Source organism: Chryseobacterium cupriresistens (assembly GCF_046614675.1).
Lineage (GTDB): Bacteria > Bacteroidota > Bacteroidia > Flavobacteriales > Weeksellaceae > Chryseobacterium > Chryseobacterium cupriresistens.
This window is the reverse complement of sequence record NZ_JBKKJT010000001.1, coordinates 689,939-704,258: the sequence shown is the minus strand read 5'-3', so window position 1 is coordinate 704,258 and position 14,320 is coordinate 689,939. Positions and strand designations below refer to the sequence as shown.

The following is a 14,320-nucleotide window of genomic DNA, read 5'->3' as shown; positions in this document are numbered from 1 at the left end:
GTAAAAATCTTTGATTTTCATCTAATGTGAACTTTTCTACAGTGTCATTTTAAACTTATATAATTGAACTAAAGTGTTTTAAAATGAAAGCTTTTGTGCCTTTTGTGGTAAAAATAATCAATGTAAAAATTCAGGCAGCTTCATTCTCAACCTAAAAAATGAAGAAAAAATGAAAAACAAAAAGCAGGGAAATTTTCTGCCAAAAGCAGGTATTATTGCATTTACATTTCTATTTTTTAACCTGGCAGAAGCACAGCAGCAACTCATAGAGCTCAGCGGAAGCATCAAAAATACAGGTACACACAAAGGTCTTGATTCTGTAAAAGTACAGATCGAAAACACACAGGATACTGCATTAACTGATCAGGCAGGTAATTTTAAAATCAGAACAAGGGTTACAATTCCGTTCCGGGTGGTTATTCAGAAAGATGGTTTTACCAGCCAGACGGTTGAAATACTTTCACCTTCCAACAAAATAACGGTAGGCCTTAATCCTCAGAATACCATCATTGATGATGTGGTGATCTCCGCCTCCAGAGTTCCGGAAAAGATATTAAGATCACCGATAGCTATTGAGAAAATAGATATTAAAACCATCAGGGAAAGTCCGGCAGCTTCGTTTTATGAAACCCTGGAAAATGTAAAAGGATTACAGCTGTTAACTTCCAGTCTTACTTTAAAAATTCCAAATTCAAGAGGTTTCAATTCGCCGAACAACTTCCGCTTTATGCAGTTGGTTGATGGTGTTGATGTACAATCAGCAACCTTGGGCGTACCGCTGGGAAATGCAATAGGACCTACAGAACTGGATATTCAGTCGATGGAAGTTACTCCGGGTGCTGCTTCTGCTTTGTATGGGATGAATGCCATCAACGGACTGGCAAGTTTACAGACCAAAGATCCGTTTACCTCTGAAGGGATAAGCTTTTATTTCCGGGGCGGAGTGAATCATGTAGATAATGTCAATCATAAAGTAAGTTCTCTGGGAGAAAGTGCCATCCGGTTTGCAAAAGTATTCAATAAAAACTTTGCCGTAAAGGTAAATGCTTCCTATTTCAGTGGAACCGACTGGATTTCCAATAATCTGACAGATCAGAATCCAGGTTCATTGGTAACAGCCAATCCTAACTTTGCTTTGGCCAACAATCCGGCTGAAGATCTTTGGAATAAATACGGTGACGAAAGAAACAACCGTGTAGCTGTAAAAGTAGATTACAACGGAAAACCAACCACATTCAACGTTTCGAGAACCGGATATCTGGAAAAAGATCTGGTAAGCCCTGACGTGAAAAATATCAAGTTCGATGCAGGTTTATATTATCGTTTCGGAGATCAGTGGAGAACATCTTATGTGTATCGCTACGGCTTGCTGGACGGAACTTTCCAGAGAGGAAATAAAATCCGTCTGCAGAATGCTACGGTTCAGAATCATAAAGTAGAACTCACAGGAAGAGAATTAACCTTCAGAGCTTATGTATCGATAGAAAATACAGGAGATTCCTATAATCTCAAACCTTTGGCAGATAATCTTGATCTGACGAATCTTTCCAATACCAACTGGAAAAATATATTCCAGACCGCGCTTCAGAACAGCCTGAATGCCGGAATCAATCTTAACGAAGCATTTATTCTCGCCCGTCAGGAAGCTGATAAAAACAGGGCTGTACCGGGAACTGCAGCCTTTGAACAGTTAAAAAATACCATTATTGGAATTAATAACTGGGATTCGGCCAATGCAGGAGTAGCAGGAGCTCCGGCAACAGGAGGAGCCAAGCTTGAACAGAAATCCCGCTTTTATCAGGGGGAACTGACCTATGATTTCAGCAGGTTTGTGAAGATATTCAACCTTCTTGCAGGAGTAGATTACCGTTTGTACAGCATTACTCCGGATGGAAATAACTTTGTTGATTTCAACCGTCCGGTCAATGAAAGAAACATTCCTTTAGCCAATGGTACTTTCGGGAAAGAGGTTATCTATCAGAAATATGGGGCTTTTGCACAGATTACCAAGCTTTTCTTCGATGATAAAGTAAAAATTAATGCCGCTTTACGGATCGACAGAAACCCGGAATTTGAAGCCAAACTAAATCCAAGAATAAGTGTAGTGTATTCCCCTGTAAAACAGCATAATTTCAGGGCATCTTTTCAAAACGGCTATCGTTTTCCATCTTTATTTGAAGCCCTTTCATTCGTGAATAACGGAAATGTAAGAAGAGTAGGCGGACTTTCAAAAGTGAATGATGGATTAGGCTATCTGGAAAACTCTTATACGCTGGCATCCATCGATAAATTTACCTCAGCAGTAAACGCTGATGTTGACGCAGGAAAAACCCAGGCTCAGGCAGCTCAGGATAACAAACAGCTTTTAACGGTAGCGAATCTTCAGAAATTACAGCCGGAGAAAATCAATTCGTTTGAAGTAGGGTATAAGTCTACTTTTTTCAATAATAAACTGGTGCTGGACTGGGATTTTTATTACAATATCTACGAAGGATTCCTTGGTCAGGTAGAAGTGGCTGTTCCCAAAAACAGTCAGGTAGGAAGCAGTGCAGCCGTACTTGCGATGCTCGATAGAAGTAAACAGGACCGATACAGGGTTTATACGAACAGCAACAGTACCTACAAAAGCTACGGAACATCTTTAGGAATCCGATATAATATCACAGGAAATTACAATATCAACACCAATGTTTCCTATAATGATCTGGCTTCCAATAATAACTCAGACCTGTTTATTACAGCTTTCAACACTCCGAAATGGATGGTAAATGTAAGCTTAGGAAACAGAGAGATTGTTAAAAATATAGGATTCACTCTTGTAGCCAGATGGCAGAGCGGTTTTATGTGGGAAAGTCCTTTAGCATCCGGAGAAATTCCCGATTATTACACCATTGATGCACAGGCAACATGGAAGCTTCCTGAAATCCGTGCAAATATTAAAATAGGTGCTACCAATCTGCTGAACCGCCGTTACTTCCAGTATGCAGCAGGTCCTGAAATCGGAGGACTGTATTATCTCGCTTTTACTTATGACTTAAAACTGTAATCAGGATGAGCAATTCTTTATATCCCATCTTTTTAAAACTTGAAAACCTGTCGCTTCTGATCATTGGCGGCGGCAAGGTTGCCCTTGAAAAGCTGGAATCTGTTCTGGGCAATTCACCGGAAACATCCATCAAACTGGTAGCCAAAGAAATCATTCCGGAGGTCAGAACTTTACAAAATCAGTTTTCCAATATAACACTTCATGAAAGAGCATATGACGATCATGATTTTAACGATACTGATCTGGCCATTATTGCGGTAAATGATATTGAACTGGCCGGGGAAATCAGAGAAAAAGCCCAGCAAAAAAGTGTACTGGTCAATATTGCGGATAAACCTGATCTTTGTGATTTTTATTTAGGATCCATTGTTAAAAAGGGAAGTCTTAAAATAGCTATTTCCACCAATGGAAAATCTCCAACCATCGCTAAAAGATTAAGAGAAACCTTTACCGAAGTGATTCCTGACGAAATGGATCATGTATTGGACAATATGCAGCATATCCGTAATCAACTGACAGGCGATTTTAATTATAAAGTAAAAGAACTTAATAAGATTACAACAGAATATCTGTCCGAAGGAAAAGCTGCTGCAAAACCGGATATAGAAATTCAAAAGCTGATCAGTATCACCAAAACAGCCCAGAGAAAAGCCAATATTTATCTGGCCATCATTGGTGTTTTACTTCTTTTCGGATTATTTGGCCTTGTCGTGTATCAGTTTAATTTATCTGATGATATTCAGCATTTTCTGAATAAAGATGGCCATATTTTTTACTGGATGCTGTTTGCGGGCTTTATGGCAGAAATTGTCGCCGGATCTATGGGAATGGGCTATGGAGTGATATGTACTACGATTCTTTTATTACTAAATGTTCCGCCGCCGGTTGTAAGTGCCAGCATCCACTCTGCGGAATCGTTTACCACGGCGGCCGGGAGTTTCAGTCATTATAAATTGGGAAACGTGAATAAAAAAATGGTCTGGGTGCTGTTTCCATTGGCTATTGTGGGTTCTGTTATCGGTGCTTTAACACTGTCTCATTATGGTGAACATTATGCTCACATCGTAAAACCAATTATTGCCTGCTACACGCTCTATCTTGGAATTAATATCTTAAACAATGCATTTAAAGATAAAAAAACCGGACAAGCGAAAGCCAAACGCAGAACCAATCTCAGAATATTAGGATTGGCAGGCGGCTTCATAGATTCTTTTGCCGGCGGCGGCTGGGGACCTTTGGTAACCGGAACGCTGATCAAAGAGGGAAGGATTCCCCGATATGTAGTGGGAAGTTCCACTGTTGCAAAGTTTTTACTAACCATTACCAGTGCCATTACCTTTATTTTTACGATAGGTATCCACCATTGGAATATTGTTCTGGGACTTTTATTGGGTGGTGTTTTTACCGCTCCGTTTTCTGCGATGCTTACATCAAAGCTTCCGACAAAGAAAATGTTCGTGGTAGTGGGAATAGTAGTAATTATAATGAGTCTGGTGACAATAACAAAATCATTTTTATCATAAGAACAAATATAAAAACAGAAAAAAAGTATTAAACGCAGAGATTTTAATGTTTACTTTATTTTGAGGCATCAGGGGGGAAATTAATGATGCAGTGTATTGACACTATCATTACTCATTTTTAGTAAGAATCTGAAACCATTAAAACTTTGCGTTTTTTTATTTTTTTTTAAACTACATATAAAATGTTTTTGGAAAACGCAAAGACGCAACATGATTAATAAAAAACTGCTGTAAGGCGCAAGAATTTTATCTCCGATAAAATTAAATACAGGATACCTTAGTCTCTCATCAATTATTTAGATTTCGCAATTGATTCTTTTTGAGCGCATGTATAGCCAAACCTTCATCAGCGACATAGTCGCAACCATTTGCTCACTTTATTAAAAAGCTTACTTTTTTAAGCTTTGCGTTTTACTTTTCGCTTTATCTTACAACATATATTGTACTGTCAATCCCCGCTCTTTATTTTTCAAGCTCACGAATTACTACTTTAGCCATTTCTTTAGAACTGAAAGGATTTTGCCCTGTAATCAAATGTCCATCAACAATAACGTTAGAAGTCATTGGAATAAATGCTTTTTTGTAATGTACGTCCCGTTCTTTAAGAGCGGCTTCCAGGTTAAAAGGTACTTCATTTTTTCTTCTGGCCAGGGTTTCTTCAAACCAGTCAAATCCAGTAATCGATTTACCTTTAATCATATATGCTCCTCCTGAAAGCTCTACATTCAACAATCCTCCAACTCCATGGCAGATTGCAGCAACCATTTTATTATTTTCATACTGATCTCTGAGTATAGTCTGTAAAGTAGTATTATCAGGGAAATCATACATCGTTCCATGTCCGCCGGCCAGATAAATGCAGTCGAAAGATTCATTCTTTACCTCATTGAGACTTTTTGTATGGGCCAGTTCATTCATGAATTCAGGATCTTCATAATATTTTTTTGAAATTCCATCAAGGACCAGAGGTTTCAGGCTTTCGGGGTCAACAGGAGTATTTCCTCCTTTTGGAGAAGCTATGGTGATCTGCCATCCTTTTTCCTTTGCCGCATGATATATATGGCTAAGCTCGCTCAGCCATAAACCTGTTTTAAACTTACCACTGGCATACTGATCTATATTCGTTACGATTAGCAATATTTTTTTCATCATGATACGATTAATTAAAAGATTTTCTGAATTCTAAAGGTGAAACAGTAGTTTGGTTTTTAAACAAACGGTGAAATGACTGCGGATGTTCAAATCCTAAATGATAAGCAATTTCAGAAACAGATAAAGTAGTAGTGGAAAGCAGTTCTTTGGCCTTTTCAATCACTCTGTTCTGAATATGCTGTTGTGTGGTCTGTCCTGTATGAACTCTTAACATATCACTCAGATAATTGGGGCTGATATTCATCTGAGCTGCCACAAATTGTACAGTAGGAATCCCGTCAATCAGCAGTTTTTCATTTTTAAAATAATCATCCAGTAAAGTTTCAAGCTGTGTCAAAAGATCATGATTCACCTTTTTCCGTGTTAAAAACTGGCGGTTGTAAAATCTGTCGCAGTATTTTAACAGTAAATCAATGTTGGAAACCAGCAAATCCTGGCTGAAACTATCCATGTTGGCTTCTATCTCCCTGCTGATATTATCCATGATATCCGTTACGGATTTTTCTTCCTTTTCGGAGAGATACAAAGCTTCATTAGCAGAATACGAAAAATAACCATAATTCTTTATGATAGCGGCCAATGGATAACCTTGTAAAAAATCAGGATGAATAACCAGTACACTTCCTCTTACTTCGGAAAGCAGAATATCTTCAAACTGTAATACCTGATGGGGAGCAATAAAATACATGATTCCATCCTCAAAATCATAATAATGCTGTCCGTATTTACATCTCCCTGCACAATCTTTTTTAAGGGAAACCACATAAAAATCTGTGGTCACAGCACTCAGAACAGTCTTCGGATCTATAGTTACTTCATTAAAACCAAACACACTGATCAAAGGATTAGACGGCCTTTTCAGATTCAGATACCTGTGTAATGCTGTGATGGAGGTTACTTTTTCTGGAGCTTTCATTTTATTCTTTTTTACCACCCCGTCAAAAATTCTTTGAATTTTCGCCACCCCTCCGAAGGAGGGGAATATTTTGTCCTTCGGTTGTGGTGATGGTGTCTCTAAGTTACTTATTTTGAAAGGATTATTTTGCGGATTACTGTTCTTTTTTAATTTGTTCAATTCCCTGCTTGTAAGAAGTTACATTAAATCCCGGGAATCTCTTTCTGAATTTTGAATCATCAAACAGGTTATCATATTGATATCTGGGAAGCAGTTCCAACAGCTCTTTTGCATTTTTATTGAATAAGGATCCGATTGAAAAGGCGAGCTTTGGAATAACCGAATATTTCAGTTCTTTTCCATAAACCTCAGAAGCCAGCGCAATGAATTCTTTATAATTCAGCTTATGATCATCTACAGGTAAATGCCATGTCTGTCCATAAGCATCCGGTGTATTTCCGATCAAAGCAGTGGCACGGCTCGCATCGGGAGTCCAGATCAGACTTCGTAATTTATCATCTCTTAAAGGGACTTTCAGCTTTTTGTCTTCTTTAATGGCATTAAAAACAAGACTGTTGGTAATACTCTGCGTTTTTCCGGGGCCATAAAACTCAGGGGCTCTGCAAATAACGGCTTCTATGGTTCCGGCTTTCATTTCTTTTAAAAGCATTTCGGCCATCTGTTGTCTTACCCTTCCTTTTCTTCCCACAGGAGCGAATCCGGTTTGTTCCGTTAAAACTTCATTATTTTGAGGATACATATAGGTATTATCAAAAAACACCAGCTTTGTTCCGTTGATTTTACAGGCTTCAATAACATTTTTCATGATGGTCAAAAACTGCCTCTCCCATAAATCCGTATCCATGGGAAGTCCAAGAGTAAAATAAGCGATTTCACTTCCTTTCACAGCTTCAACTGCCTTCTCCCTGTCTGATAAATCTGCGGAAAAAACAGTATCTGTATCATTTATTTTTTTTGCCTTTCTGCTGACGATACGGAGATCTGAAGTATAATTCCTTTTCAGTTCTCTTGCCAGCTCTTCACCAATCTGGCCGTTGGCTCCTAATATAGTTTGCATCATTTTAAAATTTTGAGGGTTACCTATTTCACTGAAAATAAACCCAATACTTTCAGTTTCTTTTATTTCTGATACAAAATTCGGGCATAACTATAAAAACAGAGTAACTGAATCTAAGGAAGTTGTAACATAATCTCTGAACAATGTAAAAAAGCAGGAAAATAATTAGGCTGAGAAAATAAAAATACAGCATTGAATCATTTTTAACCACAAAAGGCACAAAAGTTTTAAATACTTCAATTTTTTCAGAGCCAAACATTGTACGTAATAAGTACACCAAAGTTTTGTGAAAATCAAAGATTTTCATCTTATGTGAACTTTCCTGCGATATCATTTTACCTAAATAAACTTAAGTGTATTAAAATGAAACCTTTTGTGACTTTTGTGGTTGGATAAAGAGTCAAAAAATTTATACTAATCAGGTAATTCTTTACTTTTTTCAGCCTTACTGTTTTTATTTTCGATCCAAGGCCAGGTAATTATCCTCAATTCTGCTGATCAGAATATAGAACAGGCCTGCATAGATCATCTGAATACCCATTGCTTCCCAGTTTTCAACAGTACTGCTTCCAAAAAGGAGCAGGATAATCAGAGAAGCTCCGGCCATCGCCGCAATACGGGTTTTAAAACCAATGATCAGCAGAAGGCCGATTGTAAATTCGAGAAAGGGGAGAGTGACACTAAAAAGATGGACCAATGGCTGCGGAAGCCAGCTTGTTTCAAAACCCTTCATCATTCCTGATGCAAAGTCCTGCAATTTCATGAGACGAACCAATCCGTGTCCCAAAAGGTTAATTCCCATCGATACACGAAGGAAAAAATAGGCTGTTTTTGTGTTATTCATAAAGGTATTTTTTTTAGGATGGAAGCGGGAAGCCGGATGCTGGAAGATATAAATCTGCTGTGATTCACTTTTACTGTGTTTTTCAATCATTCTCTAATTTGTTTTTACAGACTTCGATAACTTCATTCTTCCAGCTTCCTTACTTATATTTTTTGGATGGAAGCGGGAAGCTGGATGCTGGAAGGCATAGATCTGCTATGATTCACTTCTACTGTGTTTATCATTATTTCAATTATCTATAATTCGTTCAGACTTCGATAACTTCCTTCCTCCAGCTTCCAGCTTCCTTACTTATTAAACTTTTCTTCGCTGTTGTCAACCGGAGTATCAGGATCGTTCATTACCATTTTCGCAATATCATCTTTTCTCATAAAGACTACGCCATGCTTTTCTTTGGCATATTTTATAAATTCTTCCATAGCATGCACCATTGCAGGAGTTCCACCGATTCTGTCATGAAAACTGATACTCATCATTCTCCTTTTGGAAGCTCCTTCTTCATACAAGCGGTCAAATTCAAATTTCAGCTGGGCCAAAAACTGCTCCGGGCTCCAGTGTTTCCCTTCAATATTGACAATATCATTGTTACGAAGCGTATAAGGAACGACTACAAAGTTTTTTCCTTTTACTTTAGTTATAAAAGGTTCATCATGGCTTAGATCATCAATATGATACAGAAAACCCAGTTCCTGTAATACTTTAAGTGTATTCGGGCTTCTTCTCAGCCAGTTGGCATTATACCCAACAGCTTTCTGTCCTGTAATTTTTTCTACAACATCCACACCTTTCTTTACGAAATTCAGTTCGTCAGCATAATTTTTATTCCACTGATTATCCCAGGTAAAACCATGAGCGGCAATTTCATGACCTCCGTTTGCAATAGCTTTAGCGACTTCAGGATACTTTTCAGCAGCACTTCCTACGACATGAGAGGTAACTTTAATATCATATTTTTTCCATAAATCCAGCATACGGTAAATTCCTTCATTTCCTCCGTAGCGGTACCAGCTTTCTGCGGGAAGATCCGGTTGTCCCTTGGGAAGAGGAGTTCCAGTGAAAGGACTTTCAGCGCCTTCCGGTTGTCCACCCGTTTCAAACTGCATGGAAACGGAAATAACTAATTGAGCACCATTGGGCCAGTATTTTTTTGCCGGAGCCTGTTTTTCATGCTGTTGCTTTTTTTCTTTTGTATCCCTGTCATGATGATCAGAAAAAGACATCAGAACAATTGCTGAGGCAAGCAGCAATACTGATTGTTTTATATATTTCATTTTGAATGTATTGATAAGGCAAAATTCATCAATAATCCATTGGCATATATTGTAAAAATTAATGGTAATTTTGTAAAAATTCATTCTGCTATGAAACGAATCGTTAATTTCAACTCTTTTAATGTTTTCAGCATTGAAAAGGAAAACTGGGATGTTGAATATCACAATCATAATTTTTATGAACTGATCATCATAGAAAGCGGAAAAGGATTTCATCACCTCAACAACATTACTTTCCCTTATAAAAAGGGTGATGTTTTTCTCCTGAGACCCAGTGACGGACATGAATTTTCAATTAAAAACAAAACAAAATTCATTTATATAAAATTTACAGAACAGTATATCTGGGAAAATCTTCTGCTAAATAAAAAAAATGAACTTAAAAAGATTGTACAGCTCCTGATGGAAGATCATTCCTTCGTGTACGAATCGGCGATTAAGAGTAAAACAGACAGGGAGCATCTTTTACAGCTTGCCCGGATTCTTCTGTATGAATTCAGCCATAAAAATACCTATAACAAAGAGATAACTACTGATCTGTTTTCAAGCATTATGATTATTTTGATCCGGAATACAATGCAAAATGCCACTGCAAAAAACTGGCTCACCCAAAACCTTAACAAAATTGAAAAGATCATGTACTATATCAATGTCAATGCTCTCGATGCTGATAAAATGAAAATTGAGAACCTGGCTGAAGAATTTATGCTTTCTCCCAATTATATCAGCATTTATATCAAAAAACAGACAGGCTTCTCCATACAACAGCATATTATACAATATAAAATAAAAACGGCTGAAAAGCTTTTACTTCAGAGTCATTATAATATCAGTGAAATTGCTGACAAGCTGGGTTTCAATGATGCCAGCCACTTTAATAAAATATTCAAAACGTACAAACAAATGTCACCCTCTCAGTTTAAAAAGAAAGGCTGATCTTATTGATCATCTGATTATATTTTTTTATATCTTTAATAATCAAATATTTAAACCCATGAAAACAAGTTCCGGGATTCTGCTCTTTAAAAAAGAAAAAGACAGTCTGTATTACTTTCTGGTTCATCCCGGCAGCCCTTTCTGGAGAAATAAAGATTCTAGCGCATGGTCTATCCCCAAAGGAGAAATTCTTCCTGATGAAGATCCATTAGTGAGGGCATTAACGGAATTTAAAGAAGAAACAGGTAAAGCAGCAGAAGGCCAATTCATAGAATTATCACCCATCAGACAAAAAGGAGGAAAAATAGTTTATGCATGGGCCCTGGAAGGAGATATTGATACATCAGATCTTTACAGCAATAGCTTTCCATTAGAATGGCCGCCCAAATCCGGCAAAATAATTGAAATTCCCGAAGTGGACCAATGGGAGTGGTTTGCTTCAGAGGAAGCACAAAAACGGATCAATCCGGCACAGAAAGATTTCATTACAGAACTTGAAAGTATATTAAAAAATCACTAACACCTAACAACAAAAGCCATGAAAAAATTAAACAGAAAAACATTAAAAAACATGATCGGAGCCATTGGAATAGAACTGAATCTTCCTCTTCCTGTAGGCGTTTGCCTTGGCAATCTGCTTTCCCTTTGTCCTCCTCATTCTCATTGCCGTGCAGATGAAAGATGCTATCCTGATGCTGCCGGTCCCTGCATCAACGGGCTTTGTCCATCAGGCTACCACTGCCATTCGGGGGAATGTGTCAGATAGAACAAGAAAACAAAAAACCTTTATCAGTACTGATAAAGGTTTTTTATATAGTACAACTATAATTTATCGTTTTATTCCAATCGCTTTTAATGCACTGGATGTTAAAAAGATATCATCAAACACCGTCAGTGATTCTACATCATTGAAGCCTGTAGGGATCAGATCATTTTTATTAAAAGACAATTCGATAGAAGGGTCGTATGAAGCAATGATTCTCACTTTTGAATATCCATTATAATCTACCTTAAAACCTTCAAACATACAGTTCTGCTCAGCCTTCTGGTACTCTGCATATTCTTCAAAACCTACAATATCCGTTCTTCTTCCATCGTTATGGTCAAGAGATTTCCATGCGGTATAATTTTTCGGTTCTTTCAGAATATTTCCTTTACGGTCTACAGGAACAAACATTCCAAGAGTTAAACGCTTCTTTAAGAAATTGGCATAATTATTCATCAGATTCAAAATCTGAAGATCGGCATATCCTTCGTGTGAATAATATTCCAGCACGAAAGTTGTCATCGGAATCAGCTTAAGAGAAGCATCAGTGGGCATAATGAGTTTTTACTTTTTTGGCCGATAAAAATAGTATTTTTATTTACTTTACCCAATGGGAACAGATGAATAGGATGGAATTTATACCCATTCTGAATAACAATAACTTTGGCATAAACCCTGATTTTTCATTATTTTTGAAGGAATAACCACAGAAACCATTATGAACCATCTGCAAAAAACAGGATCGTTTTTGTGGATATGCATTACAATATGTTGAATAAGATACTATTGGCAGCCGGCATTTTTCAGTGCTGCTTTTATAATACCATGGCACAAAGCCCTGGCCAACGCCCTGTTTATACGTCAGAATGGGGATATCTCTTTCGTGAAAGTGGAAAAAATAAAGATCTTTTAGGAATATTTTCTACCGAAGCTCCTGTTTATGTTCTGGATTCAACCCAAACGCAATACAAAGTACAGGTAAGCAACGGTGATATTGGATTTATAGACCGTCAGCCGTTACAAAAAAGCATGCGTGGGAAAAAGTCTGCCGGCGAACCCGCTCAGTATTTTTATAGAGGAACAGAAGGACATCAATGTCCACATTTTTATGTGCAGGTATCTGAGCTGCGTGTACGAAAAGCTCCTACCACAGAAAGTACAGCCATACGCAGGGCTGCTTTAAACGAACTTGTCTGTATAGATTATGTTCCTTTATATGAGGACGGCTGGATTTATATCGGGGATCATTTTCATGAGAATCCGGAATATATCCAGATGAAATACTTGGGAACCGGACTTACTTACGACAGAATTCTTAAAGATTATCTCGCAGTTAAAGGTAAAAACAAGGAAAAAGAACTGGCTCAGGTGGGAAGATTACGTGAAATTGCATGGCAGGAAGATAAAAACCTTAAACAAGCATTACAGTACTGGAAAGAATCCAATACCAGTGTAGAAAATCCAAAAGTAGATATTGATTTTGAACTTCTTCTGGCAGATCAACTGGCAAAAAAACCTGGAACTGAAGCTTATGAAAAAAAGCTGAAAGCCTTAAATATGCATTTTGTATGGAAAGAAACCAAGCTTTTTGACGGAAAAATCACTGATGCACAGATGAAACAGCTGGAGATGCAGAAGGTAAAAGACATTCCCAATACCCCTGAATGCGGCTGGGATCCTCAATATTTTTACAGAACCTCTGATATGATGGTTGCTTTTGAAGAATATAAAGGAAAAGTTTCCGGAAGCATTTACAAAATGTCCTTCAACAATGGCGAAGCTGTGATTCTGGGAAATGAACGTATGGATTCTAATTATAACGAAAAGGATTTTGTCAACCATTTTGGCGAATTGCTTTCAACACGCTGGATTTCTTCTCCACACGAATATCACATTCAGAATGGAGATGCCGGGCTCTTTATTTTTACTTTTAAAGAGGGGAAACTTTTCAGCTATGAATGCATGTATTATTGTTAAATGAATTGTTAATTATATTGATCAATAGAGGCGGGTTTTAACCCGCACATTTTATTATTTATTTTTCAAAGGTTTCAGCCTGAACTTAGCCAATATTAAGTTTTGGCTGAAGCCGACATATCTGTATTTAATTGTTAAAACGGGCTAAAGCCCGTTCCTATTGAATATTTACATTTGTCTCTGCTATAATACCTAATTTATATATCAATAGAAGCGGGCTTTAGCCCGCCTATTTTATAAAGTATTCTTCCATTGGCTTTAGCCGAAACTTAAAATATTTTCTAACATAAGTGATTAAATTTTAAAGCCGTATCTTTACGTCACCAAACAAAATATTACAATATGTCATTTATAACACCAGAAGGAGCCAGGAAGGCTCAGCTATCCCTATCTGAAAGAGCACCCGTTGCTCATTCCATTCTCTCTGGGGAAGAGAATATTTCGAAATACAACAGTGGAGTATGTCATGATGTGGTTGCCTATGCATTGTATATGCGTGGTGCCAGGATAAGTCCTACTCAGCTTGCCGAATCTGCAGGACAAAAATGGTTAACCTTATTCAATTATCCGGCGGGAGAAAAGTGGGATGGATATACCCCTATTCCGGCAGGAAAAGCCATTGGTTTTTACAGGCTTATCGACAAAACATTCTTTCATTCGGCTATTACTACGGGAAATGGTAATGAAATCCGTTCTGTTAACGGTTTTTCATTAGGATCAGCATGGAATGTACCTGTAGACATGAAATGGGTATTGGGTAAAAAGAATTCTGACGGAACCTTCAATTATGACGGTACCAAGATAGAAGTCTATATTTCTTCTTTATAACAGA

13 protein-coding genes are annotated in these 14,320 nt (G+C 37.6%); 7 read left to right on the top strand and 6 right to left on the bottom strand.

The features are described 5' to 3' along the window. Positions 1-169: 169 nt before the first annotated feature. Together ACLI50_RS03310 and ACLI50_RS03305 are read left to right on the top strand one after the other, a co-directional pair. Entirely contained in the window at positions 170-3,046 is a 2,877-nt protein-coding gene (locus tag ACLI50_RS03310) for a TonB-dependent receptor (protein WP_411413151.1), read from the top strand. 5 nt (positions 3,047-3,051) lie between these two features. Next, complete coding sequence (locus ACLI50_RS03305; RefSeq protein WP_411413150.1) at positions 3,052-4,569, top strand: TSUP family transporter; 1,518 nt, start codon at positions 3,052-3,054, stop codon at positions 4,567-4,569. Between the two features lie 462 nt (positions 4,570-5,031). On the opposite strand, the gene ACLI50_RS03300 is transcribed toward ACLI50_RS03305, so the two are convergent. From ACLI50_RS03300 to ACLI50_RS03280, 5 genes are all read right to left on the bottom strand, one after another. Further along, positions 5,032-5,721 (bottom strand): type 1 glutamine amidotransferase domain-containing protein, encoded by a 690-nt coding sequence (locus tag ACLI50_RS03300; RefSeq protein ID WP_343638313.1) that lies wholly within the window; start codon positions 5,719-5,721, stop codon positions 5,032-5,034. A 7-nt stretch (positions 5,722-5,728) separates the two neighbouring features. Next, positions 5,729-6,637, bottom strand: coding sequence for a helix-turn-helix domain-containing protein (locus ACLI50_RS03295; RefSeq protein ID WP_202840397.1), 909 nt, complete (start codon positions 6,635-6,637; stop codon positions 5,729-5,731). 133 nt (positions 6,638-6,770) lie between these two features. Next, positions 6,771-7,694, bottom strand: a complete 924-nt coding sequence (locus tag ACLI50_RS03290) for an NAD-dependent epimerase/dehydratase family protein (protein ID WP_411413316.1) — start codon at positions 7,692-7,694, stop codon at positions 6,771-6,773. A 454-nt stretch (positions 7,695-8,148) separates the two neighbouring features. Further along, positions 8,149-8,628 carry a DoxX family protein gene (locus ACLI50_RS03285; RefSeq protein WP_202840399.1) on the bottom strand — a complete coding sequence of 160 codons (480 nt, stop codon included), beginning with the start codon at positions 8,626-8,628 and terminating at the stop codon, positions 8,149-8,151. 197 nt (positions 8,629-8,825) lie between these two features. Continuing rightward, entirely contained in the window at positions 8,826-9,809 is a 984-nt protein-coding gene (locus ACLI50_RS03280; protein WP_411413149.1) for a polysaccharide deacetylase family protein, read from the bottom strand. Between the two features lie 90 nt (positions 9,810-9,899). On the opposite strand from ACLI50_RS03280, the gene ACLI50_RS03275 reads away from it, so the two are divergent. The 3 genes from ACLI50_RS03275 to ACLI50_RS03265 are packed head-to-tail and all read left to right on the top strand — an operon-like array spanning position 9,900 to position 11,511. After that, positions 9,900-10,745: an AraC family transcriptional regulator gene (locus ACLI50_RS03275; RefSeq protein WP_411413148.1), complete on the top strand. Its 846-nt coding sequence runs from the start codon at positions 9,900-9,902 to the stop codon at positions 10,743-10,745. A gap of 58 nt (positions 10,746-10,803) precedes the next feature. Continuing rightward, positions 10,804-11,265: an NUDIX hydrolase gene (locus tag ACLI50_RS03270; protein ID WP_411413147.1), complete on the top strand. Its 462-nt coding sequence runs from the start codon at positions 10,804-10,806 to the stop codon at positions 11,263-11,265. Between the two features lie 18 nt (positions 11,266-11,283). Beyond that, positions 11,284-11,511, top strand: a complete 228-nt coding sequence (locus tag ACLI50_RS03265; protein ID WP_062669420.1) for a hypothetical protein — start codon at positions 11,284-11,286, stop codon at positions 11,509-11,511. A 63-nt stretch (positions 11,512-11,574) separates the two neighbouring features. Here ACLI50_RS03265 and ACLI50_RS03260 read toward each other — a convergent pair whose 3' ends face one another. Then, the gene (locus ACLI50_RS03260) at positions 11,575-12,066 is read right to left on the bottom strand and encodes a hypothetical protein (RefSeq protein ID WP_062669418.1); all 492 of its coding nucleotides are present in this window, start codon (positions 12,064-12,066) and stop codon (positions 11,575-11,577) included. A 213-nt stretch (positions 12,067-12,279) separates the two neighbouring features. Between ACLI50_RS03260 and ACLI50_RS03255 the strand changes: the two genes are divergently transcribed. After that, positions 12,280-13,488 carry an SH3 domain-containing protein gene (locus ACLI50_RS03255; RefSeq protein ID WP_411413146.1) on the top strand — a complete coding sequence of 403 codons (1,209 nt, stop codon included), beginning with the start codon at positions 12,280-12,282 and terminating at the stop codon, positions 13,486-13,488. A gap of 342 nt (positions 13,489-13,830) precedes the next feature. Next, on the top strand, positions 13,831-14,316 hold the full coding sequence (locus tag ACLI50_RS03250; protein WP_343641637.1) for a hypothetical protein: 486 nt from the start codon (positions 13,831-13,833) through the stop codon (positions 14,314-14,316). Positions 14,317-14,320: the final 4 nt, after the last annotated feature.

What these genes read in the sequence shown, in the direction of transcription:
- ACLI50_RS03310 (WP_411413151.1), top strand. Translation starts at nt 170, where the DNA reads ATGAAAAACAAAAAGCAGGGAAATTTTCTGCCAAAAGCAGGTATTATT.
- ACLI50_RS03305 (WP_411413150.1), top strand. Translation starts at nt 3,052, where the DNA reads ATGAGCAATTCTTTATATCCCATCTTTTTAAAACTTGAAAACCTGTCG.
- ACLI50_RS03300 (WP_343638313.1), bottom strand. Translation starts at nt 5,721, where the DNA reads ATGATGAAAAAAATATTGCTAATCGTAACGAATATAGATCAGTATGCC.
- ACLI50_RS03295 (WP_202840397.1), bottom strand. Translation starts at nt 6,637, where the DNA reads ATGAAAGCTCCAGAAAAAGTAACCTCCATCACAGCATTACACAGGTAT.
- ACLI50_RS03290 (WP_411413316.1), bottom strand. Translation starts at nt 7,694, where the DNA reads ATGCAAACTATATTAGGAGCCAACGGCCAGATTGGTGAAGAGCTGGCA.
- ACLI50_RS03285 (WP_202840399.1), bottom strand. Translation starts at nt 8,628, where the DNA reads ATGATTGAAAAACACAGTAAAAGTGAATCACAGCAGATTTATATCTTC.
- ACLI50_RS03280 (WP_411413149.1), bottom strand. Translation starts at nt 9,809, where the DNA reads ATGAAATATATAAAACAATCAGTATTGCTGCTTGCCTCAGCAATTGTT.
- ACLI50_RS03275 (WP_411413148.1), top strand. Translation starts at nt 9,900, where the DNA reads ATGAAACGAATCGTTAATTTCAACTCTTTTAATGTTTTCAGCATTGAA.
- ACLI50_RS03270 (WP_411413147.1), top strand. Translation starts at nt 10,804, where the DNA reads ATGAAAACAAGTTCCGGGATTCTGCTCTTTAAAAAAGAAAAAGACAGT.
- ACLI50_RS03265 (WP_062669420.1), top strand. Translation starts at nt 11,284, where the DNA reads ATGAAAAAATTAAACAGAAAAACATTAAAAAACATGATCGGAGCCATT.
- ACLI50_RS03260 (WP_062669418.1), bottom strand. Translation starts at nt 12,066, where the DNA reads ATGCCCACTGATGCTTCTCTTAAGCTGATTCCGATGACAACTTTCGTG.
- ACLI50_RS03255 (WP_411413146.1), top strand. Translation starts at nt 12,280, where the DNA reads ATGTTGAATAAGATACTATTGGCAGCCGGCATTTTTCAGTGCTGCTTT.
- ACLI50_RS03250 (WP_343641637.1), top strand. Translation starts at nt 13,831, where the DNA reads ATGTCATTTATAACACCAGAAGGAGCCAGGAAGGCTCAGCTATCCCTA.